Consider the following 25097-nt stretch of genomic DNA (forward strand, 5'->3'; position numbering starts at 1 on the left):
TGATTAGCCGCCCGGAGTGCTCCATGCCTGATTACCGCTCGAAAACATCCACCCACGGCCGCAACATGGCCGGTGCCCGCGCACTGTGGCGCGCCACGGGGATGAAAGATGACGACTTCAAGAAGCCGATCATCGCCATTGCCAACTCCTTCACTCAGTTCGTACCGGGCCACGTCCACCTCAAGGACCTGGGCCAACTGGTTGCCCGTGAGATCGAGCGGGCCGGTGGTGTCGCGAAAGAATTCAACACCATCGCCGTGGATGACGGCATCGCCATGGGCCACGACGGCATGCTGTATTCGCTGCCGAGCCGCGAGATCATCGCCGACTCCGTCGAATACATGGTCAATGCCCACTGCGCCGACGCCATCGTCTGCATCTCCAACTGCGACAAGATCACCCCCGGCATGCTGATGGCTGCTTTGCGCCTGAACATCCCGGTGATCTTCGTTTCCGGTGGCCCGATGGAAGCCGGCAAAACCAAACTGGCCAGCCACGGCCTCGATCTGGTCGATGCCATGGTGATCGCCGCCGACTCCAGCGCTTCTGACGAGAAAGTCGCTGAGTACGAACGCAGCGCCTGCCCGACCTGCGGTTCTTGCTCCGGCATGTTCACCGCCAACTCGATGAACTGCCTGGTTGAAGCCCTTGGCCTGGCCTTGCCGGGCAATGGTTCAACCCTGGCCACCCATAGCGACCGCGAGCAATTGTTCCTGCAAGCCGGCCGCACCATCGTCGATCTGTGCAAGCGCTACTACGGCGACAACGATGAGTCGGTGTTGCCGCGCAATATCGCCAACTTCAAGGCGTTCGAAAACGCCATGACCCTGGACATCGCCATGGGCGGTTCCACCAACACCATCCTGCACTTGCTGGCCGCGGCCCAGGAAGCCGAGATCGACTTCGACCTGAAGGACATCGACCGCCTCTCCCGCCACGTGCCGCAACTGTGCAAAGTCGCGCCGAACATCCAGAAGTACCACATGGAAGATGTGCACCGCGCCGGCGGTATCTTCAGCATCCTCGGTTCCCTGGCCCGTGGTGGCCTGCTGCACACCGAGCTGCCGACCGTACACAGCAAGAGCATGGCCGAAGGCATTGCCAAGTGGGACATCACCCAGACCACCGACGAAGCCGTGCATCACTTCTTCAAGGCCGGTCCTGCGGGCATCCCGACGCAAACCGCGTTCAGCCAGTCGACCCGTTGGGAAACCCTGGATGACGACCGTGAAAACGGCTGCATCCGCAGCGTCGAACACGCTTACTCGCAAGAAGGTGGCCTGGCCGTTCTGTACGGCAACATCGCCCTCGACGGCTGCGTGGTAAAAACCGCCGGCGTCGACGAGTCGATCCACGTGTTCGAAGGCAACGCGAAGATCTTCGAAAGTCAGGACAGCGCCGTGCGCGGCATCCTCGCAGACGAAGTGAAGGCCGGCGACATCGTGATCATCCGTTACGAAGGCCCGAAAGGCGGCCCGGGCATGCAGGAAATGCTGTACCCGACGTCGTACCTGAAATCCAAGGGTCTGGGCAAAGCCTGCGCCCTGCTCACCGACGGTCGTTTCTCCGGCGGCACCTCGGGCCTGTCCATCGGTCACGCTTCGCCTGAAGCCGCTGCCGGTGGCGCGATTGGCCTGGTGCAGGATGGCGACAAAGTACTGATCGACATTCCGAACCGCTCGATCAACCTGTTGGTCAGCGACGAAGAACTGGCGGCACGCCGGGTCGAACAGGATCAGAAAGGCTGGAAGCCAGTCGAAAAGCGCCCACGTAAAGTAACCACCGCGCTGAAAGCCTATGCCCTGCTGGCCACCAGTGCCGACAAGGGTGCTGTGCGTAACAAGGCGATGCTTGACGGGCTGTAAGCCTTAATCACCGCCATAAAAAATGCCCCGCCAAGTGCGGGGCTGATCGTTCCCACGCTCCCGCGTGGGAATGCCTCAAGGGACGCTCTGCGTCCAGTGACGCGGAGCGTCACGGGCTGCATTCCCACGCAGAGCGTGGGAACGATTATCGCAGTGCTTATTGAATCTCTTCAGGCTTGACGATCACCCAGTTCTTGTCCGCCGTCACCGGCAAGCCTTCTTTGGCCTGGGCCGCTGCGTGCTTGGCCATCATGCCGTTAATCTGGGTCATGTATTTGTCTTTGCGGTTGACCCACAAGTGGATGCCACCCTTGGCCACGTCAACACTGTGGAACAGCATGTAGCCGTCGCTGCTCGGGGTATCGCCGCCCACCAGCACCGGTTTTTTCCACTCATCAATGTAGGTCAGGATCGCTGCTTGCTTGCCGGCCATCCAAGTGGCGGGCGTCCACAGGTACGGGGTCAATTCAAGGTCGAGGTTGGCCTTCTCGTCATACTTGCCAGCGGTGATCTGCTTGCGTGCCGTGGTCAACTCGCCAGTCTTGCGGTCCTTGAGCAGTGTGGTCACGCCGATTACGTTCTGCGGTTTGACGTTGTAGCCGTACTTCGGATCGGCCGCGACCATGCGCACCAATTCTTCGGAGGCGGCGGTCATCACGTAGACCTCGATGCCGTTCTCCATCAGCTTGTTGTACAGCTCGGCCTGGCCGGTGAAGACTTTCGGCGGCTGGACGTCGATGGTCTTGACCACATCGCCGTCGTAATAAGTGCTCGGCACCGGTTTGCCGGACGCCATCAGCTCGTCGACATAGCCCTTGAGCTCTTTAAGCGTGAAGCCGGAGAACACCTGGGCGACCCATGGATAGCACACCATGTCGTCGATTTCGCAGAGGCGATAGTAGTAGCTGAACAGGCTTTCCTTGTGGTCGGCGGTGTCCTTGAACGGGATCAGTTTCAGGGAGGGGTCGAGGGTCTCGCGGGTGATCAGGCCTTTGTTTTCCATGAACGGCAGCAACGACTCTTCGAGGTCGTAGCGGTAACTGGTGTTGTCCATGTCGAACACCGCGAAGTTACCCTTATTGGCGTTGGCCGCGATCATCGCGTCCAGCGCCTTGGCCTGATCGGCAGGCCAGTGCTTCAAATCCGTGGCAAATACCTGGCCGGCGAGGCCGAGGCAGAGCGCAGCAACCAGCATTTTCGGTGCGAATTTCATCTGCATGCTTCCTTGTAGAGAGACCCAGATTCAAAGACATCGACGCTAACAAAAAACTATGACAGTTCCCGCCTGCCCGCGACCGCTTGCGTCCTGATTCCGTCAGGCGCATTCCCCACAGCGGCACCCGCTTATTCCAAAAACGACAGTCCACCTCAGTTTTTGGTATTAATTCATTAGATATCAAGCTGTTAGGCTTGCCGGTTCGCAGTCACACACGAAGGTGGCTGGCACAAGTCTATGGAGTCTTTATGAATCTGCCGCTGATTATCAATCTGCTGGTGTTCCTCGCCCTGCTCTTTGGCCTGGCGCAAACCCGTCACACCACTTGGAGTCTAGCCAAGAAGGTCCTGCTCGCATTGGTGCTGGGCGTGGGCTTCGGTGTGGCGTTGCATACTGTTTACGGCGCCGGCAACCCGGTGCTGAAAGCCTCGATCGGCTGGTTTGATCTGGTCGGCAACGGTTACGTGCAGTTGCTGCAAATGATCGTGATCCCGCTGGTGTTTGCCTCGATCCTCAGCGCCGTGGCCCGTCTGCACAACGCTTCGTCCCTGGGCAAAATCAGTTTCCTGACCATCGGCACGCTGCTGTTCACTACCGCCATCGCGGCGCTGATCGGTATCGGCCTGACCAACCTGTTCGGCCTGACCGCCGAAGGCCTGGTCGCCGGCACCCAGGAAATGGCCCGTCTGCAAACCATTCAGACCGATTACGCGGGCAAGGTTGCTGATCTGAATGTGCCGCAGTTGCTGCTGTCGTTCATCCCGCAGAACCCGTTCGCCGACCTGGCCCGGGCCAAGCCGACGTCGATCATCAGCGTGGTAATCTTCGCCGCATTCCTCGGGGTCGCCGCGCTGCAACTGCTGAAGGATGACGTCGAAAAAGGTCAGAAAGTGATCAACGCCATCGACACCCTGCAAGCCTGGGTGATGCGTCTGGTGCGTCTGGTGATGAAGCTGACCCCGTATGGCGTATTGGCGCTGATGACCAAAGTGGTCGCCGGTTCCAACCTGCAAGACATCATCAAACTCGGCAGTTTTGTGGTGGTGTCCTACATCGGCCTCGGCCTGATGTTCGTGGTCCATGGCCTGCTGGTGTCGGCGGCCGGGATCAATCCGCTGCGGTTCTTCCGCAAGATCTGGCCGGTGCTGACCTTTGCCTTCACCAGCCGCTCCAGCGCGGCGACGATTCCCCTGAGCATCGAAGCGCAGACCAGCCGTTTGGGCATTCCGCAGTCCATCGCCAGTTTCGCCGCATCGTTCGGCGCGACCATTGGCCAGAACGGCTGTGCCGGTTTGTACCCGGCGATGTTGGCAGTGATGGTCGCGCCAACCGTGGGCATCAATCCGCTCGATCCGTTGTGGATCGCGACGCTGGTGGCGATTGTGACGTTGAGTTCGGCCGGTGTCGCGGGCGTGGGCGGTGGCGCGACGTTTGCCGCGTTGATCGTGCTGCCGGCCATGGGATTGCCGGTGTCACTGGTGGCGTTGCTGATTTCCGTTGAGCCGCTGATCGATATGGGGCGTACGGCGTTGAACGTCAGTGGGTCGATTACCGCCGGGGCGATTACCAGCCAGATCATGCAGCAGACCGATAAAGAACTGCTGGATGCGGAAGAGCATGGGGAGTTGGCGCAGGCTTAACCCTGACCGATCGTTCCCACGCTCCCGCGTGGGAATGCCTCTAGGGACGCTCCGCGTCCAGTGACGCGGAGCGTCACGGGCTGCATTCCCACGCAGAGCGTGGGAACGATCTATGTGCGCTGCCAAACCTCAAACGCGTACGCCGGCTTTTCCCCTTCTGCCGGATTCTCGATGTTCGACACCAACTTCCACTGGTTCAAATCAAACTCTGGAAACCACGCATCCCCCACCGGGCTCAGCGCCACGCGCGTCAGATACAACCGGTCCGCCTGCGCCAACCCTTGCGCGTACAACTGCGCCCCGCCAATCAGCATCAACTCATCGACACCCTGCTCTTTCGCCCAGGCTTCGGCGCGAACCACGGCGGCCTCCAGCGACGGATAAACCTCCGCCCCTTCCAGCACCAGATCCGCCTGACGGCTGACCACGATGTTCAACCGGCCCGGCAGCGGGCGACCGAGGGAATCCCAAGTCTTGCGACCCATGATGATCGGCTTGCCCAGGGTGGTGGCCTTAAAGTATTTGAAGTCCCCCGGCAAGTGCCAGGGCATGCTGTTGTCGACGCCGATCACGCGGTTTTCACCGAGGGCTGCGATCAGGCTGAGGGGGAGTGATTTAGTCATGTCGGCGAGGATACCAGAGCCTCCCTTTTCCCGATAAGCGCCACAGCGGTTATGCTCACCGTTCATCTAAGCGACGGGATGCCGCGTGACTGAACTGAATAACCTCTGGCTGACGGAAACCATTCGCCTGCGCGAAGAACACGCCGGCCCTCTGGACGATCTGGAAGCCAACCGACTGGCCCGCAGTGCCGGTGGCGATCTGCCGACCCGCATTCAACGCCGCGCCTTGTGGCTGGCCGAGCGTGACGGAATGACCAGCGCCCTCAAACACTGGCTGCAAGGTGCACGACTGGCGCTATTGGTGCTCGCGATATTGGCCGTGGTCAGCGGCGCCGGCCTGGCGTTTGCCGCACTGGGCGACGGGCAGGTTTCGGTGAATGTGTTCTGGGCCTTGGGCAGCCTGCTCGGGCTGAACCTGATTTTGCTGCTGAGCTGGGCGTTGGGCCTGGTGTTTGCGGGTGAACATGGCGCCACGTTGGGGCGACTGTGGCTGTGGCTCAGCGAAAAACTCGCCCGGGACGCCAAAGCCGCGCAACTGGCCCCGGCGCTGCTGTTGTTGCTGCAACGGCACAAACTCAATCGCTGGGCAGTCGGTGTACTGGTCAATAGCCTGTGGTTGCTGGCGATGCTCAGTGCCTTGGCGATTCTGCTGACCTTGATGGCGACCCGGCGCTACGGGTTCGTCTGGGAAACCACCCTGCTCAGCGCCGACACTTTCGTTGCGATGACCCAAGCCCTCGGCGCTCTGCCTTCGCTGCTCGGCTTCAACGTGCCGACCGTGGAGATGATCCGCGCCAGCGGCGACACCGCGCTCAATATCGAAAGCGCCCGACAGGCCTGGGCGACATGGCTGGTTGGTGTGTTGGTGGTGTACGGCGTGCTGCCGCGCCTGCTGTTGGCGCTGTTTTGCCTGTGGCGCTGGAAAACCGGCCAAGCTTCTTTGCGTCTGGACCTGAACCTGCCCGGTTATGCGCAATTGCGTGAACGGCTGATGCCCACCAGTGAGCGCCTCGGGATCAGCGATGCCGCCCCGGATCAGCTTCACCGGGTCGAAAGCGCTGTCAGCGAATTGCACAGCGAAGGCGCGCTACTGGTGGCCATCGAGCTGGACGAGCAGCGTCCGTGGCCGCCATCACTGCCAAAATCCGTGAGCAACGCCGGCATCCTCGACAGCCGTGAGTCCCGTAACAAACTCTTGGAACAACTGAGCCGTTTCCCCCCGGCACGCTTGGCGATTGCCTGCGATCCACGGCGTTCACCAGATCGCGGCAGCCTGGCGTTGATCGCCGAACTGGCGCGCAACGCCAGCGCCACCCGCGTCTGGCTACTGCAAGCGCCAACCGGCGAAGCGCTGGATGCCGAGCGACTCGGCGACTGGCACACGGCGCTGCAACAGCTTGAGCTGCCGTTCGCCGATTGCGCGCCCATGAACTGGCTGGAGACGGGTCATGACTAAGCCTTTGAAGCTCGCGGTCGTCGGCCACACCAACGTCGGCAAGACCTCGTTGCTACGCACCCTGACCCGGGATGTCGGTTTCGGTGAAGTGTCCCATCGGCCCAGCACCACGCGGCATGTCGAAGGGGCACGGTTGTCGGTGGACGGCGAGCCGCTGCTCGATCTTTACGACACGCCGGGCCTGGAAGATGCCATCGCCCTGCTCGACTACCTCGAACGCCTGGAACGTCCGGGCGAGCGACTCGACGGCCCGGCGCGGCTGGCACGGTTTCTTGAGGGCAGCGAAGCCCGGCAGCGGTTCGAACAGGAAGCCAAGGTTCTGCGCCAATTATTGGCCTCGGACGCTGGCCTGTATGTGATCGACGCCCGCGAACCGGTATTGGCCAAGTACCGCGACGAACTGGAAGTGCTGGCCAGTTGCGGCAAACCGTTGCTGCCGGTGCTGAATTTCGTCAGCAGCGCCCACCATCGCGAGCCGGATTGGCGTGAAGCGTTGGCGCGGTTGGGCTTGCATGCGCTGGTGCGCTTTGACAGCGTAGCCCCGCCAGAGGATGGCGAACGCCGGCTCTATGAAAGCCTCGCGCTGCTGCTGGAAAACGCCCGTCCACAACTGGAGCGCCTGATCGCCGATCAACAGGCCCAACGCCTCGCCCGCCAACAAAGCGCGGCGCGGCTGATTGCCGAATTACTGATCGATTGCGCCGCGTGCCGACGCAGCGTCAGCAGCGAAGCCGAACAGGAACAACAGGCCATCAGCGAATTGCGCAAAGCCGTGCGCCAACGGGAACAGCGTTGCGTTGAAGCGCTGCTCAAGCTCTATGCCTTCCGCCCGCAGGACGCCGCGGCCAGTGACTTGCCGCTGCTCGATGGGCGCTGGGGCGATGACCTGTTCAACCCCGAAACCCTCAAACAATTGGGGGTGCGGGTTGGCGGCGGTATCGCGGCCGGCGCGGCGGCCGGTGCCGGTGTAGACCTGCTGGTCGGCGGCCTGACCCTGGGCGCCGCTGCACTCGCCGGAGCCATCGCCGGCGGCGCTCTGCAAACCGTCCGCAGTTATGGCAGTCGCTTGCTGGGCAAGATCAAGGGCCAGCGCGAACTGACTGTCGATGACAGCGTGCTGCGGCTGTTGGCCCTGCGTCAGCGGCAACTGGTACAAGCCCTGAACCAGCGTGGCCATGCGGCGATGGACAGCATTCAGGTGGCCACGCCCCAGGACAAGACCTGGCGCGAAGGCAAACTGCCCGAAGCGCTGAACAAGGCGCGGGCGCATCCGCAGTGGTCGTCGCTTAATCCGCAGGCGAAGTTGAGTCAGGCTGAGCGGCAGGAGCAGGTTGAGGGGTTGGCCCGGCAGCTCTGAGCCTGATCGTTCCCACGCTCTGCGTGGGAATGCAGCCCGTGACGCTCTGCGTCACTGGGACGCGGAGCGTCCCTTGAGGCATTCCCACGCGGAGCATGGGAACGATCTATGTCTGCCTATCCACCTTCAAAAACTGCTTCACCAACGCCATCACCCGACTCCGATCCGTACGATTCGCACGCCCGTCATTGTCCACATCCGAACTCAATATCACCTCCAGCCCACCATCGTTATCCAGATCGTGAGCCGCAGCCTTGTAGGCAATCACTTCCCCCTCATGAAAATGCAGACGCACGGTTTCCGGCGTTCCATCGCCTGAAGGATTCAGCGAGAAAACCCGCAGGTGCCGTTCCTCGCTTTCGCCCACGTTGAACCATGCACATTTGAGATAGGTGTTGCCAAAGACCCTGAGCCGCTTGAGGTCAGCCGCCGTCGCATCACGCAGCAACCGCTCATCTTCATAAAACCGAAATTGCAGCGTGTCCGCCGCCCCCTGCCCGTTTCGATCCTGGGCAATCACTTTCAAGTAACGCATCCATGCGCCCCCTTGGGAAAAACACAGCATGAATCCACGGCGTAGACCATTCCATGCAACCTTTCCCAAACCTGTGTGAGACGGTTCAGCACGCCACGCCAGACAAAAGCCCAAATGCCTTGCGCTTCAAAATGTCGAGATCCAGCACCGGCACCCGCATTTCCTTGGCCTGCTCATCCCATTGGCGCATAAGCAAACTGATCGCGCACAACGGATCCGATTCGAAGGCCTCGGCCTCGGCCAGCGTCATCACCCCGCCCTGATACTCCAATGTCCGGCGACTGGCTTCGCTCAAGCGCTCGTAGTACCCCGGCTCTTTGAGCGTCAGATAACGCTTGGCCTGCACGTGGTACTCCACCAACCGCGCCATGCGTTCGCTGAAACCGGCGCGGCGCAAGTAGTCCGCGCCGAGGCGTTCATGGCTGACCACACCATAACCGCCCATGTTCTCGGCACTCTCGGTGCAGATGTGCCCGATATCGTGAAAAAACGCCGCCAATACCACTTCGTCGTCGAAGCCTTCGGCCATCGCCAGCTCGGCAGCCTGGGACATGTGCTCGATCTGCGACACCGGTTCACCGATGTAGTCGCTGTCGCCATAGCGCTCGTACAGCGCGAACACCTCAGCGATCACTTGTTCATTGCGTTCCATCATTGCTCCCCCAACAACTGCGCCACGTTACGTTCGGCCATCGCCGGCCCGACACTCATGCCCACGCCGGTGTGCATCAGCGCCACGCTTACCCCCGGTTGCGGGCGCAGGAACGAGAACGGCCCCGGTCCCTTGGACCCATAGACACCCTGCCAGCGCTCAATCACCTGAATCCCGCAACCCAAGGTCTGCTCCGCCAGTTCAATCATCCAGTCGTCCACCTGCTCGGCGTTGAACGGTGAAGGATCGCGACCGTAATGGTGGGAATCGCCGATGATCAATTCGCCGTAAGGCGTCGGGCTGATCAACAGGTGAATGCCGTTTTCATGCAGATGCGGTACGTCGCGCAGGATTTGCGCCTGGACCGCAGCGGCTTCCGGCAGGTCGGCGAATGCGCCGTAGTGCAAGCAACTCAATCCGGTGAGCAACGCGTGTTGCAGATTCAAATCGACTCGCGGCCGGGCGCGAAGCATTTGCAGGCGGCAGATTTGCGGGTTGAGCGCGGCAATCGGTTCGGCGAGCAAGGTCTGATAGTCGTGGCCGGAACAGACGATGATCTGCTGCGCGCTGAAGCTGCCGGCGGTGCTGTGCAAGCGACCGGGTTCGATGTCGCGCACCAGGGTGGAGAAGTGAAACTCGACGCCGAGTTCGCGGCGCAGGTAATCGATCAGCGCCGGAATCGCTTCACGGGAATACAGTTGCTGATCGTCCATGCCGTGCAGCGCGGCGCGATGATGGCTGAACTGGCCGCCGTACAAATCCCGCAACGCTGCACCGCGCAGCAGCTCGACGTTGTAGTTGTGTTCCACGGCGCGACCGTTGCAAAAGGCTTGCAGCAGGTGTTCTTCAGCTTCGGTACGGGCGAACAGGTACGAGCCGTTGCGCTTGAGTTGCAGGCCGGCGACGTTGGCCCAATGACCCCAGATGTCGCGGCTGGCCTTGGCCAATTCGAGCATTGGGCCTGGGGGTTGGCCGGTGACCAGGGCCTGGCCGAAGTTGCGGACCGAGGCGCCCAAAGGTGTTGCGGTGCGTTCGAAAACCGTGACTTTCAGACCGCGTTTGGCGGCGGCGTAGGCGTGGGACAGGCCGAGGATGCCGGCGCCTACGATCAGCATGTCGTGATGTTGCGTCATGGAGTTCCCCAATGATCATTCCCACGCTCCGCGTGGGAATGAATCCCGTGACGCTCTGCGTCACAGAGGACGCGGAGCGTCCTTGGCTGCATTCCCACGCAGAGCGTGGGAACGATCGGTCGAGCGGTCGATCGGTGTCGGTTACTTGGCAACCACTTTTTCGGACTTGCCGTCATAGCGCTTGCGCCACTCGGTCAGGATTTCGTCACGATTCTTCGACGCCCAGGCAAAGTCGTTCTTGATCAAACGCTGCTCATAATCCGCCGGCAATTCGGTCTGCGGCTTGGCAATGCCTGGCGAAGCGAGCACCGCGAAGTTCTCTTTATACAGCTCCATCGCCGCCGGGCTGGCCGAGAAGTCCGCCAGTTTCTTCGCCGCGTCTTCGTGGGCGGTGCCCTTGATCACGGCCGTGGCTTCGATCTCCCAGCCCAGGCCTTCTTTCGGCAGGATGATGTCCAACGGCGCGCCCTGGCGCTTCAGTTGAACCGCCGGGTACTCAAAGGAAATGCCAATCGGGAACTCACCGGAGGCCGCCAGTTTGCAAGGCTTGGAACCGGAGTGAACGTACTGGCCGATGTTCTGGTGCAAGCCATCCATGTAGGCCCAGCCCTGCTTCTCGCCGAAGGTTTGCAGCCAGGCGCTGACGTCGAGGAAACCGGTGCCGGACGAGGCCGGGTTAGGCATGACGATCTTGCCTTTGTACTCAGGCTTGGTCAGGTCTTGCCAGCTCACCGGTTTGGTCAGGCCCTGCTTTTCGGCTTCGACGGTGTTGAAGCAAATGGTCGCAGCCCACACGTCCATGCCGACCCAGGCCGGCGGGTTGGCGGCGTCGCGGTAGTTGCCGCCGATCTTGCCCAAGTCCTTCGGCGCGTAGCTTTGCAGCATGCCTTGCTGATCGAGGATCGCCAGGCTCGACGCCGCCAGGCCCCAGACCGCATCGGCTTGCGGGCGTTCTTTCTCGGCCAGCAACTTGGCGGTAATGATGCCGGTGGAATCACGCACCCACTTGATCTCAACGTCCGGGTTGGCCTTTTCGAAGGCGTCCTTGTAAGTCTTCAGTTGTTCGGCTTCGAGGGCGGTGTACACCGTCAACTCGGTTTTCGCCGCGAAGGCGTTCAGGCTGAAAGCAGTGAGGACAGCAGCGGCCAGGGCCAAAGGCTTGAACATGATGCGGTTCCTTTTATGGGGACAGATTTATTTATTGAATCAGTTGCCAGGAGCGGTCTGCCGCCAGGCCTGGGAGCGGCGCAGCAAACCGCGCGAAGCCCAGGCCAGCAGCAGGGACACGCCCGCCGAAGTGAACAGAATCAGGGTCGACATCGCCGCCGCGCCGCCGACGTTGCCGGCGTCGTCCATGTTCAGCACCGCCACCGCAGCGAGGATGGTGTCGGGGCTGTAGAGGAAGATCGCCGCCGAGACGGTGGTCATGGCCGAGACGAACAGGTAGCGCACGATGTCCAGCAGCGCCGGCAGGCAGATCGGCACAGTGACCCGCAAGTAATGCCGATACAGCGGCGCCTTGAGCGACAGCGCGGCGGCTTCGAACTCGGCGTCGAGCTGACGCAGCGCGGTGGTGGCGGTCATTTGCGCGGTGGTCAAATAGTGAGCAATGGTGCAGACCACCAGCAACGTCATGGTCCCGTAGAGCACGTGCAGCGGGTTGCCGCTGAGGTTGAAGAAGAAAACGTAACCCAAGCCCAACACCAGACCCGGCACCGCCATCGGGACGAAACTGAGCATGCGCAAGGTCAGATTGAGTCCGCGCTGGCCCTTGGTTTTTTCCATCAGGTAAGCGCCAGTGAAGATCAGCACACTGCCGATCAATGCCGTGCACAACGCCATCTTCACGCTGTTGCCGTAGGCCAGCCAGCCACCGCCCGCGGTGTCGTTGAACTGGTAATGGTTGAGCGACAGCGACAGGTTGTATGGCCAGAACTTCACCAACGACGAGTACACCGCCATGCCGAACACCAGCAGCAACACCGCGCAGATCAGCAGCACGATGGCCAGGTAGCAACCGTCCCGCAGCTTCGACGGCGCCGGTTTGAACACTTGCGCGCGGCCGCTCATGGAATCGCCGTGACGCCGACGCAGCCAGGCATCGACGCCGAAGCTGAACAGGGCCGGCAGCAGCAAAACCATGCCGATCAACGCGCCACGACCGAATTGCTGCTGGCCGACCACAGCTTTGTAGGCTTCCAGCGCCAGCACCTGATAGTCGCCACCGACCACCACGGGCACGCCGAAATCGGTGATGGTCAACGTGAAGACTAAACAGAACGCAGCGAACACGGCCTGACGAGTCGCCGGCCAAGTGATGCTGCGAAAGGCTTTCGCCGGACTGGCGCCCATGCTTGAAGCCGCATCGAACAATCGCGCATCCGCCAACGAAAGCGCCGACAGAAGAATCATCAAGGCGTGTGGGAAGGTGTAGATCACCTCACCCAGAACAATGCCCCAGAAGCCGTAGATATTGTCCGAGAGCAACCCGCGCAACAGGCCCTGGTTGCCGAACAGGTAAACCAGCGCGATCCCCGGCAGCATCGACGGCGCCATCAGCGGCAACAACGACATGCCGCGCCAGATACCTTTGCCCGGAATCAACGTGCGTTGCAGGGCGTAGGCAAACAGGTAGGCCAGCGGTACGACAATCGCCGCGACACTGAGGGAAACCTTCAGGCTGTTGCCGAGCAACCAGTGGAAATTCTCGCTGCTCACCAATTCACGGGCAGCCACCAGACCGCCGCCCTGCCCGGCTTCGGAGCTGAAACCGCGCCAAAAAATCGCCAGCAACGGCATCAACACCGCGACACCGAGCAGCACCAGCAACAGCAGTTTGCCGCCGACCACGAACACCCGGTCGCCGATCTCGGCACGGGAGGTCTGCCGAACCTGCTTGTGCGGTATCGGCAGCGCGAGGTTTGCGCTCATCAGGCAAACACCTGCAGGCTGCGTGGCGGCAAGGCGACCATGATCTGCTGGGCGCCGAGGCGCGGCATGGCTTCCGGGGCAAGCTCCGCCAGCAAGGCGTGGCCCGGCAGTTGATCGAGTTCGAAGCTCATGCGGCAGCGGTTGCCGAGGAAGGTGATCTCGCGAACCTTGGCCGGGAACAGGTTTTCTTCATGCACCGGCGGGTTGACGTTGATCGCCTCCGGGCGGCAGAACAAACGGCCGGACGGAGTTTTCGCGCTGCCTTCGGCCAGGCGCATATTCATCCCGCCGACCTGGGCGTGGCTGTCGCTGCTGCGGCGGAATGGCAGCCAGTTGCCCTGGCCGACAAACTCCGCCACAAACGGTGTGGCCGGACGATCGTAGATGTCCTGCGGCGTGGCGTATTGCTCGACCTTGCCGTTATTCATCACGGCAATGCGGTCGGCCATCAGCATGGCTTCGTCCTGATTGTGGGTGACCATCAGGGTGGTGACGCCGAGGTTGCGTTGCAGTTGGCGCAGCTCGGTGCACAGATGCTCGCGGACTCGCGCATCGAGGGCCGACATCGGTTCGTCGAGCAACAACAACGAAGGCGCCGGGGCCAAGGCTCTGGCCAGTGCGACCCGTTGCTGCTGGCCACCGGACAACTGGCCGGGGTACTTTTTCTCACTGCCGAGCAGGCCCACCAGTTCCAGCATCTGCCCGACGCGCTTGCGCACTTCATCACGGCCACTGCCGGCGAGGCCGTAGGCAATGTTCGCTTCGACCGTCAGATTGGGGAACAGCGCGTAGGACTGAAACAGGATTCCGTAGTCCCGAGCCTGGGGCGCCAAGTGGGAAACATCGCGATCACCGAGGTACAACTCGCCGCTGTCCTGTTTCTCCAGACCGGCGATGCAGCGCAGCAAAGTGGTTTTGCCACAACCCGACGGGCCCAGCAGACACACCAGTTCACCAGCCGCCACGTCGAGAGACACGTTATCCAGCGCGGTGAACGCGCCGAAGCGTTTCTGCACGCCGCGCACTTTCATCGGCGCGCCGGGGTTGGTCAGGGCAGTTGCGATCGAGTGGTTCATGGACAGACCTCATCAAGCAGATGAGGCCCATCCTAGGTTTGTAATGCGTCCGTCATGTGGCAGTGAGGCAAAAACGGTTGATAGTGGTATTCGGGGATTTGGGTTCACCACCGATCGTTCCCACGCTCCGCGTGGGAATGCCTCAACGGACGCTCCGCGTTCGGCTCTTGGGACGCAGAGCGTCCCGGGCTGCATTCCCACGCGGAGCGTGGGAACGATCATTACGCCGGGGCCATTTCCTGCGCCAACCCGAGAAACGCCGCCGGCAACCGCGCGCCTTTGCGTTCCTTGAGGCAATACAAATACTCGGGAATCTGCGGCGCATTCTCGATGGTCAGCACGCGCAACTGCGGGTCATGCGGCACTTCCTGCCGCGCAATGATGCTGATCCCGATATTGCGCAGCACCGCTTCGCGAATCGACTCCCGGCTGCCAATCTCCAGCAATGGCCCGAAACTCACTCCAGCGCTGGCCAGCAACTCTTCGGTCAGCCGCCGCGTGGTCGAACCCGACTCGCGCATCAGCAAGGTATGCCCCGCCAACGCACTGAGCGGCACATGATCGTGCACGGCCAACGGATGATTACGATGCACCGCCAGCACCAACGGATCGCTGCCGAGCACCCGGCGAATCAGCCGCGCATCGTCCAGCAATTGCGAGGACGCGGCGACATCGACCCGGTAATCCTCCAGCGCTTCGAGCACTTGCTGGGAGTTGCCGATTTCCACCGACACTTCCACCTGTGGCAGCCGCTCGCGGAAGGTCTTCACCAGATCGAGGATGTAATACGGCGCGGTGGCGGCGATGCGCAACGTGCCTTGGACCTGGCCGCTGTTGCGCAGGAAGAACTCGATGTCGGCTTCCTGCTGCAACAACGCCTTGACCATCGGCAGCAACCGCGCGCCTTCATCGCTGACGCTGAGGCGGCGACCGCCACGGTAGAACAGCTCGACCGAGTACTGGCTTTCCAGGTTGCGAATCTGGGTGGTCACGGTGGGTTGGCTCAGGCCGAGCTTCTTCGCCGCCAGGGTAATGCTGCCCAGGCGGGCCACCATGTAAAACGCCTTCAGCTCGGCACTCAGCACACCCTTCCCTCATCGTTTATTTGCGCAGCAGGCGCAAACCGTTGAACACCACCAACAGACTCACGCCCATGTCAGCGAACACCGCCATCCACATGGTGGCGATCCCGGCGAAGGTTACCCCAAGAAAGATCACCTTGATGACCAAAGCGAGGGCGATGTTCTGTTTCAGGATGCTCGAGGTCTGGCGCGACAGACGAATGAACGCAGGGATTTTGCGCAGATCGTCGTCCATCAGGGCGACATCGGCGGTCTCGATGGCGGTGTCGGTGCCGGCTGCGGCCATGGCAAAACCGATCTCGGCTCGCGCCAGTGCCGGGGCGTCGTTGATGCCGTCGCCGACCATGCCGACGTTATGCCCTTTCGCATAAAGCGCTTCGATGGCTTGCAGCTTGTCGGTCGGCAACAGGTCGCCCTTGGCCTCGTCGATGCCGACTTGCGCGGCAATCGCCTGGGCGGTGTGGACGTTGTCGCCGGTGAGCATCAGGGTTTTGATGCCCAGGTCATGAAGCTGCTGGATCGCTTCGCGGCTGGACTCTTTCACCGTATCTGCCACGGCGAACAGCGCCAACGGGCCGGATTTGTCGAGCAGCAGCACCACGGATTTGCCTTGTTTCTCCAAGGCGAACAGCTTCTCTTCCAGTTCTGGCGAGCAGAGGTTGAGCTCTTCCACCAGACGATGGTTGCCCAAGTGGTAGACCTGACCGTTGACCTCACCGCGTACGCCGCGACCGGCCAGGGCTTCGAAGTTATCCACAACCAGCGGCGCGAATTGTTTATCCACCGCCGCGTTGGCGATGGCCAGCGAAACCGGGTGGTCGGAACGACCGGCCAGCGCCGCCGCAATGGCCGGGGCTGTTTCATCAGCCGTCGGGTCGAGGGACAGATAATCGGTCTGCACCGGTTTGCCGTGGGTGATGGTGCCGGTCTTGTCCAGGGCCAGGTAATCGAGCTTGTAACCACCCTCCAGATACACGCCGCCCTTGACCAGAATCCCTTTGCGCGCCGCTGCCGCGAGGCCGCTGACGATGGTCACCGGCGTCGAAATCACCAGCGCGCACGGGCAGGCGACCACCAGCAACACCAGCGCCCGGTAGATCCAGTCGAACCACACGGCGCCCATGAACAGCGGCGGAATCACCGCCACGGCCAAGGCGAGGATGAATACGGCTGGGGTGTAGATTTTCGAGAACTGGTCGACGAAGCGCTGGGTCGGTGCCCGTGCGCCCTGAGCCTGTTCCACGGCGTGGATGATCCGCGCCAGGGTCGAGTTATTGGCCGCAGCGGTCACCGTATATTCCAGCGAGCCGGCCTGATTGATGGTGCCGGCGAAAACTTTATCGCCCACAGTCTTCTCGATCGGCAGGCTTTCGCCGGTGATCGGCGCCTGATCGATGGTGGACGTGCCAGAGACGACTTCACCGTCAAGACCGATGCGCTCACCGGGACGCACCCGTACCCGAGCGCCCAGTTCGATGCTTTTCACATCCTGTTCGACCCAATTGCCGTCAGCCTGCTGCACCGTGGCCTGTTCCGGGGTCATCTGCATCAAGCCGCCGATGGCATTGCGGGCACGGTCCAGGGATTTGGCTTCGATCAACTCGGCGACGGTGAACAGGAACATCACCATCGCCGCTTCCGGCCACTGACCGATCAGGATGGCGCCGGTCACCGCGATGCTCATCAGCGCGTTGATGTTCAGGTTGAGGTTCTTGAGGGCGATCCAGCCTTTTTTGTAGGTGGTTAGGCCGCCGCTGAGGATCGAAACCAGCGCAATGATTGCCACCACCCAGTTCGGCGCGGCGTTGGTGAAGTGGATGACTTCAGCCGCCAACGCACCTACGCCGGACAGCGCCAAGGGCCACCAGTGCTTTTTCTCGGCGACCGGCGCAGGGGCTTCAACACCCTTTTCCAACGGCTCGGCCACCATGCCCAGCGACTTGATGGCGTCGATGATCGGCGCGGTGCTTGGCAGGTCATGAGTGACGCCCAATACCCGGTTGATCAGGTTGAATTCCAGCTGCTGCACACCCGACAGCTTGCCCAGTTTGTTCTGGATCAGCGTCTGCTCGGTCGGGCAGTCCATCGCGTCGATGCGGAAACTGCTCAGTCGTGCGCCGTCGGTCGGCGTTTCGCTCAACTTGATCAACGACGGTGCCGCCGCTTTGGAGGAACAGCAGGAATCGCCGTGGCTGCCATGATCATGCTTCTTCTGCACAGGCTGCAGCTTGTGGCTGTGATCGTGATCATGCCCGTCTTCGGGTTTGTGGATATGAAGGGAATCGCTCATCGGGTCGCGTCCAGGAAAGGTGCCTGTTGCCAAGTAAAGACCCTGTAGCCACTATAGGGTCAAGCAACCTTTTGGAGATTGTCGCGATGAAGATCGGAGAACTGGCGAAACTGACGGACTGCGCAGTGGAAACCATCCGCTATTACGAGCGCGAAAACCTGCTGCCAGAGCCCGCCCGCAGCGACGGCAACTACCGCGTCTACACCCAGGCCCACGCCGAACGCCTGACGTTTATCCGCAACTGCCGCACCCTCGACATGACCCTCGAAGAAATCCGCAGCCTGCTGACCCTGCGCGACAGCCCGCAAGACCAGTGCGAAAGCGTCAACGCGCTGATCGACGAACACATCCACCACGTCAAAGCGCGGATCGATGGGTTGCTGGCCTTGCAGACACAACTGCTCGACCTGCGCCAACGCTGTGGCGAAGGGCCGGATATCGATCAATGCGGGATTTTGCAGCGGTTGGAAGTGAGTGGCGGGGTGGTGGCAACGGAAACTGAGCATTCCCATGTGGGCCGCAGTCACGGCCACTAAACACACCGCCTGATCGTTCCCACGCTCCGCGTGGGAATGCCGCCATGGACGCTCTGCGTCCACTGTGACGCGGAGCGTCACGGGATTCATTCCCACGCAGAGCGTGGGAACGATCATCGTGCCGGGGCTTTAAACCGCCATCGGCGCGGTCATCGGCGCGTGGTGCTGATAACCCTCAAGCGAGAAGTCGCCCGGTTCGATCAACTCCAGCCATTCCGGCTGATACACACCCGTTTCGGCAAACGCCGGCACACGCTCACTGATCACCAGTTTCGGCATCGGGAACGGCTCACGGGTGAGCTGCTCATTCAGCATGTCCAGGTGGTTTTCGTAGACGTGGGCATCGCCGATGAAATAGGTGAACCAGCGCGGTGTGTAGCCGGTCAGGCGCCCGATCAGGCTCAGCAGCGCGGCGCCTTCGGTGAGGTTGAACGGCGTACCCAGGCCCAAATCATTGGAGCGGATGTAGAGGGTCAGGGAGATTTCCTTGGTCTCGACATTCGGGTGGAACTGGTACAGCAGGTGGCACGGCGGCAGGGCCATTTCATCGAGCTGGGCGACGTTCCAGCCGTGGAACAGAATCCGGCGGCTACCCGGGTCCTTGATGATGGTGTCGACGCATTGGCGAATCTGGTCGATTGCCTTGTACAGCACCACGTAGGCCTGGCCGTCTTCTTCGCCTTCGGCAATCTGGCGATAGCCTTGGCCCAACGTCTGCTCGATCGCGGCTTTATTGCTGACCGGGATCTGCTTGTACGCCGGCCATTTGCGCCATTGCACGCCGTAGATTTCGCCGAGGTCGTCTTCGCCCTGGCGGAACGGGTTAGCCAGCCACTGCGCGTTTTCGTTGGCGTTCTGGTCCCAGACCTTGCAGCCCAGGGCGCGGAATTCGGCGGCGTTATTCACGCCTCGGAGGAAACCGCACATCTCGCCGATGGCGGATTTGAAGGCCATCTTGCGAGTGGTGATCGCTGGAAAGCCTTCCTTCAGGTCATAACGCAGCATCGCGCCAGGAAAGCTGATGGTGTTCACACCGGTGCGGTTGGCTTGTTTGGTGCCGTTCTTGATGACGTGGGCCACCAGATCGAGATATTGCTTCATGAGTTACCTGTGTCCTTGAACCCGGGAGCCGTCGCCCCCGGGGTTCGAATTTATACTGCCGCCGCTGGCGCCGCCGGGGCGCGATGATACGCCAGCCAGATCAGGAACAGACCGGCGAGCACCATCGGTACGCACAAGACCTGACCCATGGTCAGCCAGCCCCAGGCCAGATAGCCCAGTTGCGCGTCCGGTACGCGGACGAATTCGACGATGAAACGGAAGATGCCGTAGAACAGCGTGAACATGCCCGACACGGCCATGGTCGGCCGCGGCTTGCGCGAGAATAGCCACAAGATCAGGAACAGCGCGACGCCTTCCAACGCGAACTGATACAGCTGCGATGGGTGACGCGGCAACTGCGCCGGGTCGCTGAACGGCGGGAAGATCATCGCCCACGCCACGTCGGTCGGCTTGCCCCACAACTCGGCATTGATGAAGTTGCCGATGCGCCCGGCGCCCAGGCCAATCGGCACCATCGGTGCGACGAAGTCCATCAACTGGAAGAACGACTTGTTGTTCTTCTTACCGAACCACAACGCCGCGAGCATCACGCCGATAAACCCGCCGTGGAACGACATGCCGCCCTTCCACACTTCGAAAATCAGGGTCGGATTGGCCAGGTACGCGCTCAGATCGTAGAACAACACGTAACCCAGGCGGCCGCCGACAATCACCCCCATCGACATCCAAAAGACCATGTCGGAGAGTTTCTCCTTGGTCCAGGTCGGGTCGAAGCGGTTCAGCCGACGGGACGCCAGCAGCCAGGCGCCGCCGATGCCGATCAGGTACATCAAACCGTACCAGTGGATTTTCAGCGGACCGATGGCCAGGGCCACCGGGTCGATCTGCGGGTAAGGCAGCATTGCGACTCCTCGTTAGAGTTGAAACCTTCAAAATACCCGGGGGACGCTGCCACCTCAGGATTAAGCCAGGATTGTCAGAGCAGGAAATTCAGGCCGACGCAGAACAGCAAAGCGGCGAACAGTCTTTTGAGCAAGCGCGGCGACAAATTGTGCGCCAGTCGCGCGCCGAAACGGGCGAAGAACATGCTGGTCAGGGCGATCCCCAGCAGCGCCGGCAAATAAATAAAACCGAGACTATGGGCCGGCAGCAACGGATCGTGCCAGCCCAGAATCATGAAACTTAATGCACTTGCCACCGCAATCGGCAGACCGCAGGCCGACGACGTGGCCACCGCTTGCTGCATCGGCACGCTGCGCCAGGTCAGGAACGGCACGGTCAGCGAGCCGCCGCCAATCCCGAAAATCGCCGAGGCCCAGCCAATCACACTGCCGGCTACGGTCAGACCGACTTTGCCTGGGACCGTTCGGCTGGCCTTGGGTTTGAAGTCCAAAGCGAGCTGAACGGAGACGATCAGCGCAAATACGCCGATGATCTTCTGCAAATGTGGACCGGAAATCGCTTCGGCGGTCAGTGCGCCGAAACCGGCGCCGATCAGAATACCGAGGGTCATCCAGGCAAAAATCGGCCAACGCACGGCGCCGCGACGGTGATGCTCGCGAACCGCATTGACCGAGGTAAAAATAATCGTCGCCAGGGACGTACCGACCGCCAGGTGCGTGAGGATCGATGCATCGAAGCCTTGCAAGGTGAAACTGAACACCAGCACCGGGACGATGATGATCCCGCCGCCGACCCCGAACAGCCCGGCCAGCACGCCTGCACAGGCGCCCAGCGCCAGATAGAGCAGAAATTCCATGGCCGTTGTCCCGTGTGTCGCGAAAATAGGAGCGGCATGGTAACGGATGCATGGCCTCAAGCTCTACTGGATGGCGATGGATGCGCAGGCAATGTCTGCGTAGAGTGAGCAAAAACACACTAGGACCACCTTATGTGCCTGATTGTTTTCGCTTGGCGCCCGGGCCACGCCCAGCCGCTGATCGTGGCGGCCAACCGCGACGAGTTCTATGCCCGGCCTACCCAACCCCTGGCGCAATGGCCCCATGCATCCCATGTGCATGCCGGACGGGATCTGGAAGCAGGCGGAACCTGGCTCGGCGTGGGCGCCAATGGGCGCTTCGCGGCCCTGACCAATATCCGTGATCCTCATCAGCCTCCGTCGCCTCGGTCACGGGGTGAACTGGTCGCAGGTTTTCTTTGCGGCGACATGTCGATTGATGACTATTTAGCCGACGTTGTCAGCCGTTCGCTGGAATATGCCGGGTTTAACCTGCTGGTCGGCAACACCAACGAGCTGTGGCACTTCAATGCCCGGGACAGCGAAGCGGTGATGTTGGCGCCCGGGGTGTATGGCTTGTCGAACGCGGGACTGGATACGCCGTGGCCGAAAGTGTTGAAAGCCAAGGCAGCGTTGAGCGAACTGCTGGACGATCCGCAGCCTGAGGCGTTGTTGGCGATTCTGGGGGACTCGGCGACGGCACCGCTGACGGAGCTGCCGGATACCGGGGTTGGGTTGGCGACCGAGACATTGTTGTCGAGTGTGTTTATTGCCAGCCCGACTTACGGGACGCGGGCGAGTACGGCGTTGATTGTTTCGGCGGATGGGTCGCGGGTGATGGTCGAAAGGAGTTTCGGGCCGTATGGCGGGCATCTGGGGGAAGTGGAGATCAGGATTTAGATTTTTGGTGTATTTGAGGACGCCTTCGCGGGCAAGCCTCGCTCCTACAGGGGTCGTGTCGTCGCAATATCCGCGAACAACACAAAACCTGTAGGAGCGAGGCTTGCCCGCGAAGGGGCCATCAGCCTTTTAAAGGGTCTTGACCGAAGCCGGATTGATCATCCGCGCCAACCCAAGGTTCTTCAGCGCCAATTGCAGCGAGCTGTGGATAACTTGCGGGTTGTCGATGGTCATCAGTTCCGCGAGCAATTCCTTGGCCTTGCTCAGGTTGATCTGACGCAGCATCCACTTCACCTTCGGCAAGTTGGTGGCGTTCATCGACAGACTGTCGAAACCCATCGCCATCAACAGCACTGCCGCTGCCGGGTCACCGGCCATTTCACCGCAGATACTCACCGGTTTGCCTTCGGCATGGGCGTCACGCACTACGTTCTGCAAGGCTTGCAGCACGGCCGGGTGCAGGTAGTCGTAGAGATCGGCCACGCGCGGGTTGTTGCGGTCCACCGCCAGCAGGTACTGCGTCAGGTCATTGGAGCCGACCGACAGGAAGTCCACTTGCCGCGCCAGCTCCTTGGTTTGATAAACCGCCGCCGGAATCTCGATCATCACGCCAATCGGCGGCATCGGCACGTCGGTGCCTTCGTCGCGGACTTCGCCCCAGGCCCGGTGAATCAGGTGCAGGGCTTCTTCGAGTTCGTGGATGCCGGAGATCATCGGCAGCAGGATCCGCAGGTTGTTCAAGCCTTCGCTGGCCTTGAGCATCGCGCGGGTCTGCACCAGGAAGATTTCCGGGTGGTCGAGGGTGACGCGAATGCCGCGCCAGCCCAGGAACGGGTTGTCTTCCTTGATCGGGAAGTACGACAGCGACTTGTCACCGCCGATGTCCAGGCTGCGCATGGTCACCGGTTGCGGATGGAACGCGGCCAGTTGCTCGCGATAAATCGCCAACTGCTCTTTTTCGCTCGGGAAACGCTGGTTGATCATGAACGGCACTTCGGTGCGGTACAGACCGACACCCTCGGCGCCGCGCTTCTGCGCCCGCGCCACGTCCGCCAGCAAGCCGGTGTTGACCCACAGCGGCATGCGGTGGCCATCGAGGGTCACGCACGGCAGGTCGCGCAGCGTGTCGAGCCCCAGGGCCAGTTGTTTCTCTTCCTCCACCACCTCGGCGAACTGCTTGCGCAGAACTTCGCTGGGGTTGGTGTAGACCTCGCCCTTGGTGCCATCGACGATCAGGTCGATGCCATCGACCTTGGCATAGGGCAGGTCGACCAGGCCCATCACCGTCGGGATGCCCATCGCCCGGGCGAGGATCGCGACGTGTGAGTTGCCTGACCCGAGGACCGAGACCAGACCGACCAGCGTGCCTTCCGGCACCTCGCCGAGCATGGCCGGCGTCAGCTCTTCGCTGACCAGAATGGTTTTTTCCGGATAGACCAGATTCTGCTGACGCTCTTCCTGCAAGTAAGCGAGCAGGCGCCGGCCCAAGTCCTTGACGTCCGACGCCCGCTCACGCAGGTAAGCATCGTCCATCAATTCGAAACGGTTGACGTGATCGGTGACCACCTGGCGCAGCGCGCCCTGGGCCCACTGGCCGGTCTTGATGACGGTAGTGACTTCGTTGCCCAGCGCAGCATCGTCGAGCATCATCAAATAGACGTCGAACAGCGCGCGCTCTTCTGGCCGCAATTGCGTGGCCAGTTTGGCCGACAACGCGCGCATGTCGGCGCGCACGCCTTCGATGGCGGTCTTGAACAGCCCGAGCTCGGCGTCGATGTCGGTGATGGTTTTGTCCGGCACTACGTCCAGATCAGCCGGCGGCAGCATGACCACCGCGGTCCCGACCGCCGCACCCGGCGAACCCGGTACGCCGACGAACTTGGCTTCCTGGATGCCTTTGCCCTGGCGGCCCAGGCCACGGATCGAACCGGTGGCCTCGGCGTGGGCGATAACGCCGGCCAGTTGCGCGCTCATGGTCACGAGGAAGGCTTCTTCACCTTCATCGAACTGACGGCGTTCTTTTTGCTGAATGACCAACACGCCGACGACGCGACGGTGGTGAATGATCGGCGCCCCGAGGAATGAGGCATAGCGCTCTTCACCGGTCTCGGCGAAGTAGCGGTAGCGCGGGTGATCCGCGGCGTTTTCGAGGTTCAGGGGTTCTTCACGCGTGCCGACCAGGCCAACCAGACCTTCGTTGGGTGCCATGCTGACTTTGCCGATCGAGCGCTTGTTCAAGCCCTCGGTGGCCATCAGCACGAAGCGGTTGGTTTCCGGGTCAAGCAGGTAGACCGAGCAGACCTGGCTGCCCATGGCCTCTTTGACGCGCAACACAATAATCCCCAACGCCGCCTTGAGATCCTTGGCGGAGTTAACTTCCTGGACGATCTTGCGCAGCGTATTGAGCATGGCTCGGGGTCGAACTCCGTCGTCAGTCGCGCGCTAAAAGGCGCGGGGCAAGCTCTTTGAGAGCGCGTCGATACACCTCGCGCTTGAATGTCACCACCTGGCCCAACGGATACCAATAACTGACCCAGCGCCAGCCATCGAATTCCGGTTTACCGGTCAAATCCATCCGCACCCGCTGCTCGTTGGAGATCAGGCGCAGGAGAAACCATTTCTGTTTCTGGCCGATGCACAGCGGTTGGCTGTGGGTACGGACCAGACGTTGCGGCAAACGATAGCGCAACCAGCCCCGGGTGCAGGCGAGAATTTCAACATCTTCGCGCTCCAGGCCGACTTCTTCGTTCAACTCGCGGAACAAGGCGTCTTCCGGCGTCTCCTGGGGGTTGATCCCACCCTGTGGAAACTGCCAGGCATCTTGATTGATACGGCGAGCCCATAGCACCTGGCCGGCATCATTCGTGAGAATGATCCCGACATTGGGGCGGAAACCATCGGGGTCGATCACGGCAACAACCTCGCAAACGCATGTCGCCGCATTGTTCCACAAAGGTTGTGAAGGCAGCAACGAGCCGGCCCACCTTATGTGCACTCTTGTGAAA

Annotated in this window: 21 protein-coding genes; 6 read left to right on the forward strand and 15 right to left on the reverse strand. The window is 61.4% G+C overall.

Going from position 1 to position 25097, the window contains the following annotated elements:
- The first annotated feature begins 23 nt into the window (after window positions 1-23).
- The gene (gene ilvD, locus BK667_RS09135) at window positions 24-1865 is read left to right on the forward strand and encodes a dihydroxy-acid dehydratase (protein WP_123404122.1); all 1842 of its coding nucleotides are present in this window, start codon (window positions 24-26) and stop codon (window positions 1863-1865) included.
- A 157-nt stretch (window positions 1866-2022) separates the two neighbouring features.
- Here ilvD and BK667_RS09140 read toward each other — a convergent pair whose 3' ends face one another.
- Window positions 2023-3078: an HAD family hydrolase gene (locus tag BK667_RS09140; RefSeq protein ID WP_123509798.1), complete on the reverse strand. Its 1056-nt coding sequence runs from the start codon at window positions 3076-3078 to the stop codon at window positions 2023-2025.
- Between the two features lie 251 nt (window positions 3079-3329).
- Here BK667_RS09140 and BK667_RS09145 point away from each other — a divergent pair, with 251 nt between their 5' ends.
- Entirely contained in the window at window positions 3330-4721 is a 1392-nt protein-coding gene (locus BK667_RS09145; protein ID WP_123597417.1) for an L-cystine transporter, read from the forward strand.
- 110 nt (window positions 4722-4831) lie between these two features.
- Here BK667_RS09145 and BK667_RS09150 read toward each other — a convergent pair whose 3' ends face one another.
- Window positions 4832-5344, reverse strand: a complete 513-nt coding sequence (locus BK667_RS09150; protein ID WP_123597418.1) for a dihydrofolate reductase — start codon at window positions 5342-5344, stop codon at window positions 4832-4834.
- An 85-nt stretch (window positions 5345-5429) separates the two neighbouring features.
- On the opposite strand from BK667_RS09150, the gene BK667_RS09155 reads away from it, so the two are divergent.
- Window positions 5430-6800 (forward strand): DUF2868 domain-containing protein, encoded by a 1371-nt coding sequence (locus tag BK667_RS09155; RefSeq protein ID WP_123509795.1) that lies wholly within the window; start codon window positions 5430-5432, stop codon window positions 6798-6800.
- A complete protein-coding gene (locus BK667_RS09160; protein WP_123597419.1) occupies window positions 6793-8157 on the forward strand; it encodes a GTPase/DUF3482 domain-containing protein in 1365 nt (454 codons plus the stop codon). Before BK667_RS09155 ends, BK667_RS09160 begins: the two co-directional genes overlap by 8 nt.
- Window positions 8158-8263: 106 nt before the next feature.
- Here BK667_RS09160 and BK667_RS09165 read toward each other — a convergent pair whose 3' ends face one another.
- The 8 genes from BK667_RS09165 to BK667_RS09205 form a co-directional block, all read right to left on the reverse strand.
- Window positions 8264-8692, reverse strand: coding sequence for a hypothetical protein (locus tag BK667_RS09165; RefSeq protein WP_123597420.1), 429 nt, complete (start codon window positions 8690-8692; stop codon window positions 8264-8266).
- A gap of 85 nt (window positions 8693-8777) precedes the next feature.
- Complete coding sequence (locus BK667_RS09170) at window positions 8778-9344, reverse strand: phosphonate degradation HD-domain oxygenase (RefSeq protein WP_123597421.1); 567 nt, start codon at window positions 9342-9344, stop codon at window positions 8778-8780.
- Window positions 9344-10477, reverse strand: a complete 1134-nt coding sequence (locus BK667_RS09175) for a TIGR03364 family FAD-dependent oxidoreductase (RefSeq protein WP_123597422.1) — start codon at window positions 10475-10477, stop codon at window positions 9344-9346. Before BK667_RS09175 ends, BK667_RS09170 begins: the two co-directional genes overlap by 1 nt.
- A gap of 141 nt (window positions 10478-10618) precedes the next feature.
- Window positions 10619-11644 carry a putative 2-aminoethylphosphonate ABC transporter substrate-binding protein gene (locus BK667_RS09185; RefSeq protein WP_123509790.1) on the reverse strand — a complete coding sequence of 342 codons (1026 nt, stop codon included), beginning with the start codon at window positions 11642-11644 and terminating at the stop codon, window positions 10619-10621.
- 39 nt (window positions 11645-11683) lie between these two features.
- Window positions 11684-13408, reverse strand: coding sequence for a putative 2-aminoethylphosphonate ABC transporter permease subunit (locus tag BK667_RS09190; protein ID WP_123597424.1), 1725 nt, complete (start codon window positions 13406-13408; stop codon window positions 11684-11686).
- Window positions 13408-14484 carry a putative 2-aminoethylphosphonate ABC transporter ATP-binding protein gene (locus tag BK667_RS09195; protein ID WP_123597425.1) on the reverse strand — a complete coding sequence of 359 codons (1077 nt, stop codon included), beginning with the start codon at window positions 14482-14484 and terminating at the stop codon, window positions 13408-13410. Before BK667_RS09195 ends, BK667_RS09190 begins: the two co-directional genes overlap by 1 nt.
- Window positions 14485-14705: 221 nt before the next feature.
- Window positions 14706-15569, reverse strand: a complete 864-nt coding sequence (locus BK667_RS09200) for a LysR family transcriptional regulator (RefSeq protein ID WP_033060537.1) — start codon at window positions 15567-15569, stop codon at window positions 14706-14708.
- A gap of 16 nt (window positions 15570-15585) precedes the next feature.
- Entirely contained in the window at window positions 15586-17856 is a 2271-nt protein-coding gene (locus BK667_RS09205; RefSeq protein WP_123597426.1) for a heavy metal translocating P-type ATPase, read from the reverse strand.
- 86 nt (window positions 17857-17942) lie between these two features.
- Between BK667_RS09205 and cadR the strand changes: the two genes are divergently transcribed.
- Window positions 17943-18392, forward strand: a complete 450-nt coding sequence (cadR, locus tag BK667_RS09210) for a Cd(II)/Pb(II)-responsive transcriptional regulator (RefSeq protein ID WP_123509786.1) — start codon at window positions 17943-17945, stop codon at window positions 18390-18392.
- Window positions 18393-18521: 129 nt separating this feature from the next.
- Here the strand turns inward: cadR and BK667_RS09215 are convergent, their stop codons facing one another.
- The 3 genes from BK667_RS09215 to BK667_RS09225 form a co-directional block, all read right to left on the reverse strand.
- Window positions 18522-19493 (reverse strand): thymidylate synthase, encoded by a 972-nt coding sequence (locus BK667_RS09215; protein ID WP_123597427.1) that lies wholly within the window; start codon window positions 19491-19493, stop codon window positions 18522-18524.
- A 50-nt stretch (window positions 19494-19543) separates the two neighbouring features.
- Window positions 19544-20356, reverse strand: a complete 813-nt coding sequence (lgt, locus tag BK667_RS09220) for a prolipoprotein diacylglyceryl transferase (RefSeq protein WP_123509784.1) — start codon at window positions 20354-20356, stop codon at window positions 19544-19546.
- 74 nt (window positions 20357-20430) lie between these two features.
- A complete protein-coding gene (locus BK667_RS09225; RefSeq protein WP_123509783.1) occupies window positions 20431-21213 on the reverse strand; it encodes a sulfite exporter TauE/SafE family protein in 783 nt (260 codons plus the stop codon).
- Between the two features lie 132 nt (window positions 21214-21345).
- Here BK667_RS09225 and BK667_RS09230 point away from each other — a divergent pair, with 132 nt between their 5' ends.
- Window positions 21346-22092, forward strand: coding sequence for an NRDE family protein (locus tag BK667_RS09230; protein WP_123597428.1), 747 nt, complete (start codon window positions 21346-21348; stop codon window positions 22090-22092).
- A 129-nt stretch (window positions 22093-22221) separates the two neighbouring features.
- Here the strand turns inward: BK667_RS09230 and ptsP are convergent, their stop codons facing one another.
- Together ptsP and BK667_RS09240 are read right to left on the reverse strand one after the other, a co-directional pair.
- Window positions 22222-24501: a phosphoenolpyruvate--protein phosphotransferase gene (ptsP, locus tag BK667_RS09235; protein ID WP_123509781.1), complete on the reverse strand. Its 2280-nt coding sequence runs from the start codon at window positions 24499-24501 to the stop codon at window positions 22222-22224.
- A 22-nt stretch (window positions 24502-24523) separates the two neighbouring features.
- Entirely contained in the window at window positions 24524-25003 is a 480-nt protein-coding gene (locus BK667_RS09240) for an RNA pyrophosphohydrolase (protein ID WP_123597429.1), read from the reverse strand.
- Window positions 25004-25097 lie beyond the last annotated feature (94 nt).

The organism is Pseudomonas frederiksbergensis (assembly GCF_003732705.1).
Lineage (GTDB): Bacteria > Pseudomonadota > Gammaproteobacteria > Pseudomonadales > Pseudomonadaceae > Aquipseudomonas > Aquipseudomonas frederiksbergensis_F.